Origin of the sequence: uncultured Pseudophaeobacter sp. (genome assembly GCA_905479575.1) — a bacterium.
Lineage (GTDB): Bacteria > Pseudomonadota > Alphaproteobacteria > Rhodobacterales > Rhodobacteraceae > Pseudophaeobacter.
In genome coordinates this window covers 1-15770 of record CAJQNB010000096.1, presented here as the reverse complement: position 1 = coordinate 15770, position 15770 = coordinate 1, and the positions used below count along the sequence as shown (strand labels likewise).

Genomic DNA, 15770 nt, shown 5'->3' with positions numbered 1-15770 from the left:
ATCGGCATTTTGGCTTCAAGCCACTTTGCAAGCTTGCGACGTTCGTCCAGCTTCAGGTGACAGTAGTGGGTTCCCATTCTTCATCCTCCGTGCAACTCTCTGTTTTAGTAAAGAATTTGCACTTCGTTTGTGAATCCACCTTGACGAGAACAACCAGGCCCATAACGCCGCCATCATCCTGCGCGTCGACGGCTCCGAAGTCGTCATCGAAGCGCAGTCGGACACCTGATCCGCACGTTCGCCAGAGGAGGGGCTCCGGCCTCTCCTTCTTAAATCGAACTTTAGGGAGGTAAACACCTTGACCTGGCTTTTCATTAGTCAACTGGTACTGAATGGCGTCGTGATCGGACTGACCTATGCGCTTATCGCTGTTGGCCTGTCACTCATCTTCGGCGTGATGGAAATCGTAAATTTCGCGCATGGGCAGGTCTATATGCTGGGCGCAACGATGATGCTGACTGGCGTCACCGTTTTGGGTCTGGGGTATTTTCCCGCCGTGTTGCTCGCCACGCTCGCGGTGGCGGTGACCGGACTCTTGCTATACGCGACAGTTCTGCGCCATCTCCGGCAGGGCGAATTCGAGCGCGGCATCATCCTGACCATCGGCATCGGCATGGTGCTGCAGAACGGGATCACCTATCTGTTCGGCGCCCAGCCGCGCGTCGTCGACACCGAATTCAGCTTTATCTATCTGAACATGGGCGGCCTCAGGATGGACCTGATGCGGCTGCTGACCATCGGGCTGAGCGCGCTGGCGATGGGGGGCCTTTACCTGCTGCTGCAGCACAGCCGGATCGGCAAGGCGATGCGCGCCTTTGCTCAGAACCGCGAGGCCGCGTTTATGGTCGGGATCCGGCCTGCGGTCATTGCCGGCACCGCCGTCAGCCTCGGAATCGGGCTCGCCGGGCTTGCCGGGGCCTCGCTCGCGCCGGTATTCACGGTACATCCGGCGATGGGTATTCCTATTCTCTTCAAGGCCTTCGCAATCGTCATCATCGGCGGTCTCGGCCACATCCCCGGTGCGGTGCTCGCTGCGGTACTGATCGGCGTGACCGAGAGCCTCGTCGGCGGCTTCGGCTCCGTCGCGCTACAGGATGCGGTGGCCTTCCTCGCGATGATCGCCATCCTGATGGCCCGCCCCGAAGGGCTTTTCGGCAAAGGAGTACGGGTATGATGACGCGCGCATTAAACGGTGGCCGCGCTACCAGGTCTTTATCTCCAGATGCACGCTGGTGCGTCTGCGTGGCGATCCTCGCTCTTGCTCCGACCCTGACGGGTTCAAACTATGTGCTCAATGTCGGATCGCTGGCGCTGGCCTTTGCCGTCCTTGCAACCTCGCTGAACCTGATCTTCGGCTTCACCGGGCTGCTGTCCTTCGCGCAGATCGGTTTCTGGGGCGTAGGCGCCTATGTTGCGGCGATCGCGACGGCGGATTACGGCCTCTCGCCCTGGCTCGCCTTTGTCGTGGGCGGCGCCTTTACCGGCGTGCTCGCGATCCTCGTCGGCATCCCGGCGCTGCGCGTCTCGCGCGCCTCCTTCGTGATCGTATCGCTCAGCTTTACCCTGCTGGCGACACTGCTCTCCCGCAGCTGGATCGATGTGACCCGTGGACCACTCGGCATTCCCGGCCTGCCTGCGCCCTCCATCACCATCGGCGACAAGCTGCTGCTCGACGGGCACGATCCGCTGACCTTCTATTGCATCATGCTCGGCTTCGCGGCGCTGGCACTGGGGATCATCTTCGCGCTGATCCGCTCTCCCATCGGCCGCATCCTGCTCGCGACCAACCAGAACGAGGCGCTAGCCCGCTCGCAAGGGATCAATGTGAAGCATTACCAGCTTCTGGCCTTCTCGGTGGCGGCTGCGTTTAGCGGCATGACCGGCGGTCTCTACATCTTTCACCTCGGCATCGTCGATCCGTCGATCTTTGACACCTATTACAGCGAGATGCTGCTGATCATCGTGATCCTCGGCGGGGCCGGAAACTTCTGGACCGTGATCGTTGCCGCCTTTGTCCTGACCGCAGTGCCCGAATTGCTGCGCTTCGACCCGGAGCTTCGGCTGGTGATGTTCGGTGCGGTGCTTGTGGGCGCGGCGCTGGTGCTGCCGGGCGGCTTCGGCGGCTACCTGCGCGAGGCCAACCTGAAACGCTGGAGAAAGGAGGTCCGCCCGTGACCAACCCTATAACCAACGAGACTCACCCTCCCATGCTGCAGGTCTCCAACCTGACCAAGACCTTCGCAGGCGTCACCGCAGTGGACGATGTCAGCTTCGACGTCCTGCCCGGCAGCATCGTCGGCCTGATCGGGCCCAACGGATCCGGGAAATCCACCACCATCGACTGCCTGACCGGGTTCGCCCGGCCGGACGGTGGCCGCGTCAGCTTCGACGGACGCGAGGTGACGGGCTGGCGCCCCGAGCAACTGGCGGCGGGGGGAATGGTGCGCACCTTCCAGAACGTGCGTATCTACGAGGGGATGTCGGTGACCGATAACCTCGTCGTCGCCGCCCGCAGCCTGCGCCGCTTCACATGGGTCGAGCAGGTCCTGAAATTGCCGTACGTTACGCAGCACGAGGCGGAGTTGCGCGACGAGGCTCTGTCGCATCTCACGCTGGTGGGCATCGAGAAATATGCCGACGCGCCCGCCGGTATCCTGTCCTATGGCCAGCGCAAGCTGGTGGCCTTCGCCATGTGCCTGATGGGTCGGCCACGCCTTATCATCCTCGACGAGCCGCTGGCGGGCGTGAACCCGACGGTGATCCGCCGGATCTCCGAGCTGATAGATACGCTTAACGCGCAGGGCCAGACCTTTCTGCTGATCGAGCATAATGTCGATTTCATCATGCGCCATTGCGGCAAGGTGATCGTGCTCGAACAGGGCCGTCTCCTGACAGAAGGGCCACCCGACGTCATCCGCAACGACCCGCGCGTGCTCGAGGCTTACCTGGGCAATTACGCTGAATATGCAGAAGAGGAGGCTCTACATGTCTGACCCAATCCTGTCCCTTCGCAGCCTTGCAGTCGGTTATCTCGATGACCCGATCGTGCGGGATTTTTCGCTCGATGTGCAGAAGCAGACGATATGGAGCCTTCTGGGCGGCAATGGCGCGGGGAAATCCACCCTGCTGAAGTCGCTCTTCGGCCTGTCGAAATGGTTCAGCGGCGAGATCATTTTCCAGGGTCAGCCGATGCAGGGCAAAAGCCCCGGCGAATGCATGCGCGCAGGTGTCGGCATCGTGCCGCAGGGGCGCTGCAACTTCCCGCAGATGACAGTGCGCGAGAACCTCGAAATGGGCGCTTATACGCTCGCCAAAGGCGACAAGGCAGCGGCTCAGGACCGGGTGATCGACCTGTTCCCGATGCTGGGCCGCAAACTCAGGACGATGGCCGGCAATCTCAGCGGCGGCGAACAGCAGGTGCTGGAAACCGCCATGGTGCTGGAAACCGACCCGGTGCTGCTGCTGCTCGACGAACCCTCGCTGGGTCTGTCGCCAAAGATGCAGCAGGACGTGTTCGATAACGTCGCCCAGCTGCGCGATGCCGGTGTGACCGTGATCATGGCCGAGCAGAATGTCGTGGGCTCGCTCCTTGTTTCCGACAGCGCGGTGGTTCTGGACCTTGGAACCAAGCTGATCGAAGGCCCGGCCCGCGAGGTGATGAGCGACCCCAAAATCAGGGCGGCCTTTCTCGGTGGCGAGCCGGTGGACGCCTGAGCCCCTCTTTTCCAGAACGAAAGCACTCCGTTATGAACCTGCCATTGACACCCGAAACTCAACGCCTTGCTGCCGCGTCCGAGCAGATCGAACGCGCAGCGCCAGGCGAATTCACCCATTCGACCCTGCAGGTCGGCACAATGGCCAGCGGCCAGCCCATCGCCCTGCCGCTCCTGTTGGCGAAAGGCCGCAGCGAAGGGCCGGTCCTGTGGCTGAACGGTGCGGTCCACGGCGACGAAATCAACGGTATCCTCGCGATCTCTGACTTCATGGCCGGGCTCGATTGCGACACGCTGGCGGGCACGGTGGTGGCCACGCCGGTATCGAACCCCACCGCGCTCGACGCGCGACGTAAGCGCGTGCCGCAGGACGAACAGGACCTCGACCAGAGCTTTCCGGGCGACGACGCAGGTATGCTAGCCCAGCTGCTGGCCCATGCGGTGTTCGACGGCATTCGCCAATGCGCGGACGCGGTGGTCAATTTCCACACCATGAACCCGCTGTTCTCCAGCATGCCCTACGCGGTCTATAAGGACGCCGGAGACGGTGCCGCGAGCGAGGATGAAATCCTCGGCGCCGTCGCGCAATTCTCGCCTTTTGTGGCCTGCCGCATGTCTGTGGCATCGGCAGCGGAACTGCCGGGCAACAATGCCGGAGCGCTCGACTACCAGTGTCTGAAGCATGGCAAACTGGCCTTTATGGTCGAGCTTGGCGCGGGCAGTCAGCAGCAGCCCGAGCATATCCGCTCCGGCGTCGAGGGGCTCAGACGTCTCGCGGCGCATCTGGGGATGTTGCCCGCGAATAAGACGAAGCCCGCCCCGGTCCGGCGCGTCACGCGCCGCACTCATGTCTTCAGCCGTCAGGGCGGGTTTTTCCGCCAGCAGGCGGCGGCGGGCACCACTCTGCCCGCAGGCCAGCCGCTCGGTCTCATTCAGGACGTGGCGGGCAAGACCATCGAAACCATCACTTTTGCGCAGGACGTGCAGGTTATCGGCATCCGCAACGACCCCGTGGTGCATTCCGGCGATCGGGTCGGTTTTGTGGGGCTGGAATGGGACACATGGCATGAGCAGTAAAACCATCAGAGTCGCGGCGGCGCAATATGCCCCGGCCCTGGGCGACACACAGGCCAATCTTGCAGCCAGTCTCGACTGGATCGACCGGGCCGCGGCAGCGCGGGCAGAGCTGCTGGTTTTGCCCGAATGCTGCCTCAGCGGTTATGTCTTCGCCGATACCGAGGCCGCCGCACAGCATGCGACCTCGATCGACGGACCCGCGATCGCGGCCTGGCGCGCACGCGCGGCACAGCATGGCCTGACCCTCGTTGCGGGCCTCATCGAAGCGGCCGACGACGGGCTTTATGATAGCGCCGTCGTGATTGCCCCGGATGGGGAGGTCTCGACCTACCGCAAGCTGCACCTCTGGAACAGTGAGCGCAGCCTCTATCGCCCCGGCAACCGCGCAGTCGTCGTCGACACCCCCGCCGGTCGGATCGGCCTCATGATCTGCTACGACCTGTGGTTTCCCGAGTTGAGCCGGGCGCTGGCGCTGGCGGGCGTGCAGCTCATCGCCTGCCCGGCCAATTGGGCAGGAAACCCACGGATGAAAGCACCGCTGGACCCTTATGGGCAGGCGATGGGGTTTCACGTCGCCCGCACCACCGCCTGCATGAACGAGATCCCGGTGATCGTCGCCGACCGCGTCGGGCAGGAGGCAGACCTCACGTTCCTCGGCAACAGCTGCATTATCGCTGGCACCGGAGATGTCGCCGCCGGTCCGGCCCCGGTCGGCACAACCGACCTGCTGGTCGCCGACATTCTCCTCGGCCCCTCCCGGGGCGCCGGACAAAGCCATACGGCCTCCCGACGCTCCGATATTTACGCGATCCAGATATTGGAGGATCTTTCTTGAAGTCCCTGGAAACCGCATTGAACGTCCTGAAGGTCTTTATCGAGGCCGACAACGACCTGTCCGTGAACGAAGTCGTCGAGCTGGTCGATTTGAAGAAAAGCCACGTCTCGAAGATCCTCAGCACCCTGCGCAATGCGGGCATGGTGGAGCAGAATTCCGCGACGCGGCGCTATTCTGTCGGCGTCGAGGCCTTTGAGCTTGGCACCCGGTATATTGTCCGCTCGCAGCAGGCGCGCGACGCCCTGCCGCTGATGCGCCAGCTCGCGAATGCCAACGGCCACTCCGCCACCCTCAGCGTGCTGCGATGCACCCATGTGCTGCACATCATGGCGGTCGAAGGTCCGCATTACATCGACGGTCGCTGGCGCGTTGGAAGCCGCCTGCCAATCCACGGAACCTCGGCTGGCAAGGTCCTGCTGGCCTGGCTGCCCGAAGCGCAGCGGCAAGAATTGCTGGACACGCTCGACCTACGCCCGCTCACGGAAAAAACCATCACGCGCCGCGACCGTCTCGAAGCCGTGCTTGCCGATATCCGCAAGTCCGGCTGCTCTGTCACCCGCGGCGAGAGCGCCCCTGGCCTGGCGGCACTGGCGGTGCCAGTTTTCGACGCAAAGAACGAAGTGCCGCTGGCCCTCGGCGTCGTGCTGCCGGAGACGCTTTTCGAAACCGAGGATCTCGATCAGCTGCGCGAGCAACTCTTCGAGGCCTCACGCACATTGTCGCTGAAACTCGGCGCGCAGGATTTCCCGTTCGGCGCCGGAGGAGCCCCCTCGAAATGACAGCAGAATCGCAGAACAAAGGAGCACGCCAATCATGAGCCGCCAAGACCATACCGTTCCCGCCCGACGCGGCAAGGCGATCCATGTCGCCGCTGGTCAGGACTTCCGGGTCATCAACACCCATGGCACTCAGGTGCTCGACACCTGGGCTTTTGCCACCGGCGACAGTTCCACTTTTCTGTCGATGGCGCACACCCGGTCCTATATCAGCCGCATTCACATCCGCACCTGCGACACGCTCGTTGACAACCACTATCAGCCGATGCTGACGGTGCTGGAAGACACCTCGCCGGGGGTCCATGACATTCTGATGTGTTGCTGCTCCCTGCCGATCTACAAGCGCATGGGCTGCACCGAGTATCACGACAATTGCGAGGATAACCTGCACGCGGCTCTGGCCGAAGTGGGGCTGTCCTCGCCCCACACGCCCGCCCCTCTTAACCTCTTCATGAACTACCCGGTCGGCGCGGATGGCGGGTTTGCGCGCAAGCCCCCGGTCACCCGCCCCGGCGACTATGTTGCGTTCCGCGCCGAACGCGACATAGTCCTCGTCCTCTCGGCCTGCCCGCAGGACCTCATTCCGATCAATGGCGAAACCCGGATGCCGACAGAAGCGCATGTCGCGCTGCTCTGAGCCCGGCTGACGTCACTATCAAAGGAGTACAACCGATGACCGATCACTCTCAGCAACGCAGCCAACTCGTTGACGCCCTGCGCAAGAGCGCGCGCGAACGCATCGATAGGCAGGGCGTCACCCGTGGCTCCATCAGCGCAATTGCCGAGAGCCTGCGGGAGATTGCCGGTCAGACCGCGCTGTGGTCGAAGGATCAATTTCCACCGCCGGACGACGACAGCCAGCAGGCGCGCTACCTGATCGCCCAAGATGCGGGCAAGACCTATGCACTCTATCTCAACGTGATGCGTCCGGGCAAACGTATCCCGCCGCACAATCACACCACTTGGGCCTGCGTTGCCGCGGTCGAAGGCACCGAGCTCAACACCCTCTGGACCCGCACGGATGACGGCAGCGAACCGGGCCACGCCACGGTGGAGAAAGCCCGCGAGGTCTCCATCGAGCCGGGCACCGCTATCGGCATGCTCCCCGACGACATCCATTCCGTCTTCATCCCCGGCGACGCCGTTATCCGGCATCTGCACTTTTACGGCCGGGCGCTCGAAACCCTCTCTGAACGGGTGATGTTCGACCCAGAGGCAGGCACATGCTGGACGATGGACGTCGGCGTACAGACACGAAAGGCAGACAAATGATCGGATCCGTTTCCGCAGCAGCCCTCAAAGGCAGACTCGACGCCCAGGCCCGGATCGGGCTTCTCGACGCCCGCGAGCACGGCCAATATGGCGAAGGCCACCTGCTGTTCGCCTCGAACTGCCCCTACAGCCATCTCGAGCGCCTGGCGCCGCGTCTTCTCCCGGACAAGCTGACCGAGATTTACCTCTACGACGATGCCGATGGTGTCGCTGAACGGGCCGCGCAGCGCCTCAGGGAGATCGGCTACAAGGACGTGTCGATCCTGTCCGGCGGGCTGCCCGCCTGGCAGGAGGCGGGATACAGCGTCTTCAAAGGCGTCAACGTCCCCAGCAAGGTGCTGGGCGAGCTGGTCGAACTGGCCGAGCATACGCCGCAGATCACCAGCGCGGAGCTTTTGGCAATGCAGAAGGATGCACACGGGCCACACCTGATCGACGGTCGCCCCGCGAGCGATTACCGCAAGATGACAATTCCCGGCGCCCAGAGCATCCCCAATGGTGAATTGCTCTATCGTTTTGCGGCGCTCGACCTACCCGAAAACCAGACCATCGTCATCCATTGCGCCGGGCGCACCCGTGGCCTGATCGGCGCTCAGAGCCTGATCAACGCGGGCATCCCGAACCCGGTCTACGCGCTGGAGAACGGCACGCAGGGCTGGGTCTTGTCCGGCAAGGAGCTGGCCCGCGACAATAGTCCCGCAGCGCTGCCGGAACTCACCGCCGCGCAGCTCGAGCGAAGCGCCGCCTTCGCCGACCGGCTGATCGCGGAATATGACCTGCCTGTCATCGACGGCGCCGACCTGCCCGCCTGGCGCGAGGAAAAAGCCTATCTGCTCGATGTCCGCTCGGGCGAAGAATTTGCCGCCAGCCACGTTCCCGGATCGGTACACGCGCCCGTGGTACAGCTTGTGCAGGCCACCGATGAATGGGTCGCCATGCGCCGCGCCCGGATCGCGCTGATCGACGACAACGGCGTGCGCGCGGCCTCAGCGGCCTTCTGGCTCCGCCAGATGGGGCATGACGCGGTTATCGTCCGCGATAGCCTGACACAGGCAGAAAACGCCCCCCCGTCCGACCAGGCCGGAACCCTTCCAACCCTCACCCCGGATGAGGTCGTGCAATTGACCGGCTCGGCCACCATCCTCGACCTGCGCTCCAGCATGGCCTATCGCAAGGAACATATCCCGGGTGCGGTCTGGGCCATCCGCCCAAGGGCAGCTGCGGTGGCAAAGGAACTGACCGGGCCGGTGATCCTCGTCGCCGACGATCCCCGCGTCGCAGACCTGTTCGCATCTGAGCTGGAGGCGCTCACCACAGTGGACTGCCACTGCCTCGCGGGCGGCATGCAGGCGTGGAAGGCCACCGGCAAACCTGTCACCGCCAACCCCGACACGCCCTCGGACGCGGACGCGATCGATTTCCTTTTCTTCGTGCATGACCGGCACAGTGGCAACCTTGAGGCCTCGCGCCGCTATCTCGAGTGGGAAACCGGCCTCGTGGACCAGCTCGACCGGATGGAACGGGCGGTGTTTCAGCTCATCCGCACCAAGGAGCATGCAGATGGATGATGCCACCCGTATGATCCGCGCGGCCAAGGTGCAGGAAGGGGCACCGCATGCGGTGAATCCCCCTGTCGTGCGCGCCTCGACGGTGCTCTTTCCCGATATGGCTACGATGCGCGATTATCGCCAGCGTCGCGGAACCGGCGAACGTCTGTTCAGTTACGGCGCGAGGGGCACCCCCTCCTCGATGGCGCTCGAGGATGCGCTGTGCGAACTGGAACAAGGCGACCGGGCCTTCCTCTACCCGTCAGGCCTCGCGGCCCTCGGCGCGGTGTTTCTGGCCTATACACGGCCCGGCGATCATGTCGCAATCATCGACACTGCCTATCCGCCGGTGCGCAAGCTTGCGGAAAACTACTTCAAGCCGCGCGGCGTCGACTTCAGCTTCTTCGCGCCCCAGACCGAAGCCCTGCGCGATATTTTGCGCCCCAACACGCGGTTGGTGCTGGCGGAATGCCCCGGCTCGAACAGCTTCGACATGATCGACCTGCCCGCGATGGCCGCTCTCAGCCACGCGCAGGGCGCGCTGCTGGCTGTCGACAACACTTGGTCAGCCGGGGTTTTCTTCAAGCCGCTACAACATGGTGCCGATATCTCGATCCAGGCCGCGACCAAATACATCTGCGGCCATTCCGACGTGATGATGGGCGCGGTGGTGACGCGCGAAGCGTGCTATCGGCCGATGTTCGACCTCAACAGCGATTTTGGCATCTGCGTCAGCCCGGACGATTGCTATACAGCGCTCCGGGGTCTGCGCACGCTCAAAAGTCGTCTGGAGGCTCATGAACGCAGCGCAGTGACGATTGCCCGCTGGCTGGACCAGCACGAAAACGTCGCCGCCGTGCTGCACCCCGCGCTCGAGAGCTTTGCCGGTCACGATCTCTGGCGGCGGGACTTCACGGGGTCTTCGGGCCTCTTCGCTTTCCGCCTCGCTGCGCCGCTGACCGAGCAACACGATGCTTTCGTCGAAGCGCTGACGCTGTTTGGTATCGGCGCCTCCTGGGGGGGCTACGAAAGCCTTGCCCTGCCGCTTAGTCTCTGCAATCCGGCGCCTGATGGCGAAGAAAGTTTCGTAATCCGCCTGCATATTGGCCTAGAGTACGTTGAAGACCTAATTCAGGACCTTACGAACGCCTTTGCGACGATCGGTGGGAATGGGGGTACCGGGCTTGGCGCGCCCCCATCGGGTGGTCCGGTTTGATTGTTAGTGCATCGTCGGTCACTGATCTATTGGTACGATGCTTTCCGGCGCGGGTGGGCGATAGCCCAGAGCGCTGTGCGGTCTGATCGTGTTGTAGTGGATGCGCCATCGTTCGATCAGGACTTGCGCCTCCCTTAGGCTGTAGAAGGTTTCACCGTTGAGCAACTCGTCCCGGAAGCGGGCGTTGAAACTTTCGCAGTACCCGTTTTCCCATGGTGACCCGGCTCGATATAGGCCGTCTTGGCACGGACCGCCGCGATCCAATCCCGCACCTTCTGAGCGATAAACTCTGGGCCATTGCACGTCAGGAAGAAGCGTCTACATCCGGGCTGTCTTCGCGCTTGGCATTCAGCAACCTAACAAAGGCGGTTTCAAAATCTGCGTCAGCAGTGTCTAGAAAAACGGGCATATCGGTTCTCTCTGGCTGTTATGGCCGACATAACGTCCCATGGGCGCTGCGACAAGCGCTAGGACGGAAGTGTCTTCAAAAAGGGTGGTGTGGGTTCTGATTATCCTGAGTTCAGCCATTGAAGGGAGCTTTCAAGATGGGTTGTAAACCGGACACTAGCCGGACACAAAGAAAAAGGCCTCGAGCGCTTTATCGCTGTGAGGCCTTGCTTTCTTGGTTGCGGGAGTAGGATTTGAACCTACGACCTTCAGGTTATGAGTGAGCCTAAGCCAAGTTGCACCGGTTACGCCCCTTCGCGCCCATCTACCCTATCTCATTGTTATTGCTTATTTTAAATTGACGCGTCGCGCGCTCATCTTCTACGCCTTACTCCGTGGTGTGCTTCCAGTTGCTTCCACAGTGCTTCCACGAGAGCTTTCAGGGGTAGGGAAATAAAGATGGCAAAACTCACCAAACGGGCGGTTGATGCGCTGGAACCAGCGGCCAAGGATTACTTTGTCTGGGACAGCCAGATTGCCGGGTTTGGGCTGCGGGTGATGCCGTCCGGGGCCAAGACCTATCAGGCGCAATATCGCAAGGGTGGGCGCACCCGGCGGGTCTCGGTGGGGCGGCATGGCAAGATCACCGTGGAAGAGGCCCGCAAACTGGCGAAAGAGATCATGGGACAGGTCGCCAAGGGCGAGAACCCCGCCGAGGACATTTCCCAGCACCGCAAAGCCCCCACGGTTGCCGCGCTCTGTGAGCGGTTCTTTGAGGCCCACGCCAAGGAGCGCTGCAAGCCTTCGACACAAAAGGAATATCGTCGCGCCATCGACCTGTTCATTGTTCCCGCCATCGGCAGTTTCAAGGTGGTCGATGTAGAGCGCCGCGACATTGCCGAGTTGCACCACAGGTTCCGCGACAAGCCTTATCAGGCCAACCGCACCCTAGGCGTGCTCTCCAAGATGTTCAATCTGGCTGAGATCTGGGGGCTGCGCCCGGATGGCTCCAATCCCTGCCGCCATGTTCCCAAGTATCGCGAAGTGAAGCGGGAGCGCTATCTGAACCAGAATGAGCTGCAACGCCTTGGGCATGTCCTGAGTGAGGTTGAACGCGACGGCACGGAAACGCCCTTTGTGGTGGCTGCGTTCCGGTTGCTGCTCCTGACCGGCTGCCGCCTGGGGGAGATCCAGACATTGAAATGGGATTACATTACCGACACCGGCATGGAACTGCCCGACACCAAAACGGGCGCGCGGCGCATCCCCCTGCCCCAGCCTGCACGGGACGTCCTGACCCATTTGCCGCGCAGCCCCGGCAATCCTTATGTCATTGAAGGCAAGATCGCGGGCAAATACGCCACCGATTTGCAGCACCCCTGGCGACGCATCCGAGCGCGGGCAGGTCTGGCCGGGGTCCGCATCCACGACCTGCGCCATACCTATGCGTCAAATGCCGTATCCTCTGGCATGCCTATTCAGATGGTCGGGCGGTTGCTGGGGCATAGCCAGATCCAAACCACGATGCGCTACGCCCATCTGGCGGATGATCCAGTACGGCAGGCAGCGGAAGAAAATGCCGCGCGGCTGGGATCTATAGTCGGGGATTTGAGGCGACCGATGTTGCGCGCCGTATAAGAACACGTACCGATACGTGGGGACTAAGGTTGCCGCCAATCCCGTACGTTACGTATAAGGGCTTTTAGGCCCACCAACCGACCGTTACCTACACGTAGGGACCGGCCATTGCCTACGTATAGGTAACATAACAGCTAAGAGACATTTCCTTTGACCAGTTATTCCATAGATCAGCTAAATCACCTGTGGCGCATCAGCGTGCCACTATCCCGCGTTTGGGTCGAATACGGCGAACCCAAACTCAAGGCACGCTGGGAAGAATTACAAAAGGTCTCCGCCATCACTGCATTTGATGACGCAGCGCAACACGTTGGCGGTGCAGAATGTAGCCCGATGGAAAAGATGCAAATGCTTTGGAAGAAACCGCAGGAAATCTTGACCGCGCGGGCAGAAGTTGAACGTAAGCTCAAGCAAAATATCCTAAGCTATATCTCGCAGGGGCACGCCCATGCCTATGGGTTTGAAGCCCCGCGCAAAGTCGCCAATGCTCCAATCCCTATTCCCAAATCAACTTGGGCTGGAAAAGTTGATTGGAACAAACGTACGCTTAGCCATCAGGGGCTAGAATTTGTGGAAGTGCGCATAACCACAAACGGTATCCGCAATGAGATCCTAGACCGTGGCAATGTCACGGTAAAAGCCCCCACGCCTGCTGGCCGCCCCACTATCGGCCCATCGATCCAGGCTGCATTCAAGGCCATGGAGAAGGTTGGGGAAATCGATCTGTCTGCGTCGCAACGGTCCCACTACCCCAAGATCCAGGCATGGTTGGAATTGAACGCACCTGATCTGAACGTGCCTGCCGCGAGAATTTCCGACAAAACAATTCACAAATATTTTTCGCCTCTTTTCAAAGACTTGAAGAGAATCTCAAATCTATAAATCCTGGAGGAATTTATAGATCTATTTAGAGATTTTGTCTTGGGGCAAGCCTAGAGCATCGAAAACGAAACAAGGGTAAAACGATGCTCAACAAGACACCAGCGAACGCAAACAACGCCCCCGCCCAGGATTATCTGGACGGCTTCATTGATGAACGCATGGCCGCAGATCTCCTGTGCCAAAGCGTGCGCACCATCCAGAAATGACGCGTCACCGGATACGGCCCCAAGTTCTACAAATCGGGTCGCTCTGTGCGCTATCGCCGCCGCGACCTTCTGGCCTGGGGCGAAACACGCCGCCACGGCAGCACCAGCAGCTACAACGCCGCATGAGTTTTGCCCGCGTTGGGCTTGGCAGCACCGCTCGGGATTTTGGGGCCGGATGGCTTCACCAAGGCGCGGGGTCAAATGGCATCCCGCGCCTTTCTCACATCTAAAATCACACAATCAATTCAGGAGACATACCATGTCCAATCTTCCCGCCCATAAAATCAAACTGGGCCTGACCACCGCAACCATCTGGAAAAATGACGGGTCATACTCCGTCGATATTACCCGCGCTTACAAAACCGCTGATGGCGCGTGGAAAAACACATCCGGGTTCTTCCATTCTGACCTGCTGAATATCGCCAAATGCGCGGAACGCGCAGAAATCTGGATCAGCAGACAGCTGAGCGCCCAACACTAACACCCAAGCCGGGCACCAGCCCGGCCCCAAAACCTAAAGCTGCCCCGCCGGAGGCACTACTACCGGCGGGCAGCACCCAATAAACACGCCCCAAACCGCAGCGCCAAGACGGCGAAATTAAGGGGGGTCTTGTAACCCCCCCCTCCACGAATACGAAAGCGAAGGTCAGCGCAAATGGAAGCGGATATCCTGCATTCTGGCTTTGATGGGCTGAAATTCACGGTGGAAACCGATATTCCGCCCGCCCTGCGTGAAGCCCTGGCAGAGGCTAAGGCCCTGGCAATCAAGACCAATGCCGAGACCGTTGTAGAGTTTGGGCCTGTAGCCCTCTCAGTGCGCCGTACAGGCGGCTCCGCCTTTTCCGCCCATACTGGCGAATACGGGGCCGAATGGTACTTTCTGGACCCGGAAAACCGCGCTGCGAACAATCCTGGCATTACCGTAGACTTTCGCGCCTTCCTGCTTGCCACTGGTGGCCTGGACGCCGCCGAGAAACACTTTCGCACCTGTATGGATGCGTTTGGCATCCGCTATGCCGATCACCTGCTGCGTGTAACCCGCGTGGACTACGCCATCGACTTTCTGGCCCCCTGGTTTGAACCAGACCGCGAGGCGCTGGTGGTGCCACCCGGCACCCGCGTGCAGGAATATACCGGGGTTGATGAGACCGAGACCCACGCCACAGGCGCACGCGTCACCGGTCTGCGCGCCGGGGCCGTCGCGAACCGACAATTGGCGATCTATGACAAAAGGCAAGAGGTCATGCAAAAAGGCAAGCTGGGCTGGCTCACCATCTGGAACGACGCCCGCGCCCAATTGGACCGCCCGCCCCTGGATCTGTCCGACCGGCTGGAAAGCCAAGTCTGGCGCTTTGAGCTCCGTATGGGGTCCAAGCAACTGCGCAACCGCTGGGAAATGCGGTCCTGGCAGGATCTGCGCGACATGGTAGGCGACGCCTACAGCGAGTTCTGCGAAAAGATCCGCTACACCTTCCCCACTACCGACAGCAACCGCGCCCGCTGGCCTACACATGACCTTTGGCACGCAGTCGCCAGCGTCATTGCCAATGATCTGCACGAGAACTGTTCCGGCGTCCTGCCTAGCGACGTGATCGAGACCAACCGCGCAGAACACATGCGGATGCTGGATCGGCAAATCCTTGGGCTGTTCGTGTCACGCGCTGCCGCGTCAGAAGTCCAGCCAGCGGAATTCCAAGATTTTCTGGATAGCCATATCGAAACACTGAAACGGCTATCTGAAGAACACCCCACGCCCATGCCAGAACGCCTCACCAAGGCAGCCGCACGGTATCGATTTAAGTAAAACAGGCGGGAACCGGACTTTAGCTGCACCTGCGAGAGTTTTATGTCCCAAGTGGATTAGCAGCCATTCAAACCCGCATGACCCTCGGAGCGATGCTGCGCACCGCACCGATGTCAGCAATGCGCAGATAGCGCCATTTGCAAAGTCCCGGTCGTCAGGCACACGACCGGCCCATTGCCGACCTTGAAAATGGTCTTCGAATGCTGCGTCCGCACCCCACATTGCCGCCATTCGCTGCATGCGCAAAGTCGTGAGCTACCCGAACTTACAGTGTGCGGACGAAGCAGACAGTAAGATCATCCGCAGCAACTGTCGCCCGTCTGAATGGGTGGGCAGGGCACAGTCGCGTAGGAGCAAAACACGCAGCAGTCACCCTCTTTGGGCTTCAATACTGACTTGCACGATCTGCATTCGTAG

The 15770-nt window shown here is 61.2% G+C and carries 16 protein-coding genes and 2 pseudogenes; 16 read left to right on the top strand and 2 right to left on the bottom strand.

Annotated features, from left to right (window positions below):
* Positions 1-298 precede the first annotated feature (298 nt).
* From QZ268_RS20035 to metC, 11 genes are read left to right on the top strand one after another with little or no spacing between them, the layout of a single operon-like run.
* A complete protein-coding gene (locus QZ268_RS20035) occupies positions 299-1174 on the top strand; it encodes a branched-chain amino acid ABC transporter permease (protein ID WP_295455975.1) in 876 nt (291 codons plus the stop codon).
* Positions 1171-2175 carry a branched-chain amino acid ABC transporter permease gene (locus tag QZ268_RS20030; RefSeq protein ID WP_295455973.1) on the top strand — a complete coding sequence of 335 codons (1005 nt, stop codon included), beginning with the start codon at positions 1171-1173 and terminating at the stop codon, positions 2173-2175. The genes QZ268_RS20035 and QZ268_RS20030 overlap by 4 nt, the downstream gene beginning before the upstream one ends.
* A complete protein-coding gene (locus QZ268_RS20025) occupies positions 2172-2993 on the top strand; it encodes an ABC transporter ATP-binding protein (protein WP_295455972.1) in 822 nt (273 codons plus the stop codon). The genes QZ268_RS20030 and QZ268_RS20025 overlap by 4 nt, the downstream gene beginning before the upstream one ends.
* The gene (locus QZ268_RS20020; protein WP_295455970.1) at positions 2986-3714 is read left to right on the top strand and encodes an ABC transporter ATP-binding protein; all 729 of its coding nucleotides are present in this window, start codon (positions 2986-2988) and stop codon (positions 3712-3714) included. The genes QZ268_RS20025 and QZ268_RS20020 overlap by 8 nt, the downstream gene beginning before the upstream one ends.
* Positions 3715-3746: 32 nt before the next feature.
* Complete coding sequence (locus QZ268_RS20015; protein WP_295455968.1) at positions 3747-4790, top strand: M14 family metallopeptidase; 1044 nt, start codon at positions 3747-3749, stop codon at positions 4788-4790.
* Positions 4780-5625, top strand: a complete 846-nt coding sequence (locus tag QZ268_RS20010; protein ID WP_295455967.1) for a nitrilase-related carbon-nitrogen hydrolase — start codon at positions 4780-4782, stop codon at positions 5623-5625. The genes QZ268_RS20015 and QZ268_RS20010 overlap by 11 nt, the downstream gene beginning before the upstream one ends.
* On the top strand, positions 5622-6404 hold the full coding sequence (locus tag QZ268_RS20005) for an IclR family transcriptional regulator (protein ID WP_295455965.1): 783 nt from the start codon (positions 5622-5624) through the stop codon (positions 6402-6404). The genes QZ268_RS20010 and QZ268_RS20005 overlap by 4 nt, the downstream gene beginning before the upstream one ends.
* Before the next feature lie 34 nt (positions 6405-6438).
* Positions 6439-7038 carry an urea carboxylase-associated family protein gene (locus QZ268_RS20000; RefSeq protein ID WP_295455963.1) on the top strand — a complete coding sequence of 200 codons (600 nt, stop codon included), beginning with the start codon at positions 6439-6441 and terminating at the stop codon, positions 7036-7038.
* Positions 7039-7073: 35 nt separating this feature from the next.
* Entirely contained in the window at positions 7074-7673 is a 600-nt protein-coding gene (locus QZ268_RS19995) for a cysteine dioxygenase family protein (protein ID WP_295455961.1), read from the top strand.
* Positions 7670-9241, top strand: a complete 1572-nt coding sequence (locus tag QZ268_RS19990) for a rhodanese-like domain-containing protein (protein WP_295455960.1) — start codon at positions 7670-7672, stop codon at positions 9239-9241. The genes QZ268_RS19995 and QZ268_RS19990 overlap by 4 nt, the downstream gene beginning before the upstream one ends.
* On the top strand, positions 9234-10436 hold the full coding sequence (metC, locus tag QZ268_RS19985) for a cystathionine beta-lyase (protein WP_295455958.1): 1203 nt from the start codon (positions 9234-9236) through the stop codon (positions 10434-10436). Before QZ268_RS19990 ends, metC begins: the two co-directional genes overlap by 8 nt.
* A gap of 18 nt (positions 10437-10454) precedes the next feature.
* Here the strand turns inward: metC and QZ268_RS19980 are convergent.
* A pseudogene (locus tag QZ268_RS19980) lies at positions 10455-10741 on the bottom strand (transposase); the annotation flags it as partial.
* Positions 10742-11282: 541 nt separating this feature from the next.
* Here QZ268_RS19980 and QZ268_RS19975 point away from each other — a divergent pair.
* The 5 genes and pseudogenes from QZ268_RS19975 (at position 11283) to QZ268_RS19955 (ending at position 15353) form a co-directional block, all read left to right on the top strand.
* A complete protein-coding gene (locus QZ268_RS19975; protein WP_295455957.1) occupies positions 11283-12461 on the top strand; it encodes a site-specific integrase in 1179 nt (392 codons plus the stop codon).
* A 150-nt stretch (positions 12462-12611) separates the two neighbouring features.
* Positions 12612-13343 carry a hypothetical protein gene (locus QZ268_RS19970; RefSeq protein ID WP_295455955.1) on the top strand — a complete coding sequence of 244 codons (732 nt, stop codon included), beginning with the start codon at positions 12612-12614 and terminating at the stop codon, positions 13341-13343.
* 158 nt (positions 13344-13501) lie between these two features.
* Positions 13502-13675 (top strand): annotated as a pseudogene (locus tag QZ268_RS19965) (DNA-binding protein).
* A 133-nt stretch (positions 13676-13808) separates the two neighbouring features.
* The gene (locus QZ268_RS19960; RefSeq protein WP_295455953.1) at positions 13809-14030 is read left to right on the top strand and encodes a hypothetical protein; all 222 of its coding nucleotides are present in this window, start codon (positions 13809-13811) and stop codon (positions 14028-14030) included.
* Between the two features lie 174 nt (positions 14031-14204).
* Positions 14205-15353: a hypothetical protein gene (locus tag QZ268_RS19955; protein WP_295455951.1), complete on the top strand. Its 1149-nt coding sequence runs from the start codon at positions 14205-14207 to the stop codon at positions 15351-15353.
* A gap of 296 nt (positions 15354-15649) precedes the next feature.
* On the opposite strand, the gene QZ268_RS19950 is transcribed toward QZ268_RS19955, so the two are convergent.
* A partial coding sequence (locus tag QZ268_RS19950; RefSeq protein WP_295450953.1) for a GDCCVxC domain-containing (seleno)protein occupies positions 15650-15770 on the bottom strand: 121 nt, incomplete at its 5' end.

What these genes read in the sequence shown, in the direction of transcription:
- QZ268_RS20030 (WP_295455973.1), top strand. Translation starts at nt 1,171, where the DNA reads ATGATGACGCGCGCATTAAACGGTGGCCGCGCTACCAGGTCTTTATCT.
- QZ268_RS20020 (WP_295455970.1), top strand. Translation starts at nt 2,986, where the DNA reads ATGTCTGACCCAATCCTGTCCCTTCGCAGCCTTGCAGTCGGTTATCTC.
- QZ268_RS20015 (WP_295455968.1), top strand. Translation starts at nt 3,747, where the DNA reads ATGAACCTGCCATTGACACCCGAAACTCAACGCCTTGCTGCCGCGTCC.
- QZ268_RS20010 (WP_295455967.1), top strand. Translation starts at nt 4,780, where the DNA reads ATGAGCAGTAAAACCATCAGAGTCGCGGCGGCGCAATATGCCCCGGCC.
- QZ268_RS20000 (WP_295455963.1), top strand. Translation starts at nt 6,439, where the DNA reads ATGAGCCGCCAAGACCATACCGTTCCCGCCCGACGCGGCAAGGCGATC.
- QZ268_RS19995 (WP_295455961.1), top strand. Translation starts at nt 7,074, where the DNA reads ATGACCGATCACTCTCAGCAACGCAGCCAACTCGTTGACGCCCTGCGC.
- QZ268_RS19990 (WP_295455960.1), top strand. Translation starts at nt 7,670, where the DNA reads ATGATCGGATCCGTTTCCGCAGCAGCCCTCAAAGGCAGACTCGACGCC.
- metC (WP_295455958.1), top strand. Translation starts at nt 9,234, where the DNA reads ATGGATGATGCCACCCGTATGATCCGCGCGGCCAAGGTGCAGGAAGGG.
- QZ268_RS19975 (WP_295455957.1), top strand. Translation starts at nt 11,283, where the DNA reads ATGGCAAAACTCACCAAACGGGCGGTTGATGCGCTGGAACCAGCGGCC.
- QZ268_RS19960 (WP_295455953.1), top strand. Translation starts at nt 13,809, where the DNA reads ATGTCCAATCTTCCCGCCCATAAAATCAAACTGGGCCTGACCACCGCA.
- QZ268_RS19955 (WP_295455951.1), top strand. Translation starts at nt 14,205, where the DNA reads ATGGAAGCGGATATCCTGCATTCTGGCTTTGATGGGCTGAAATTCACG.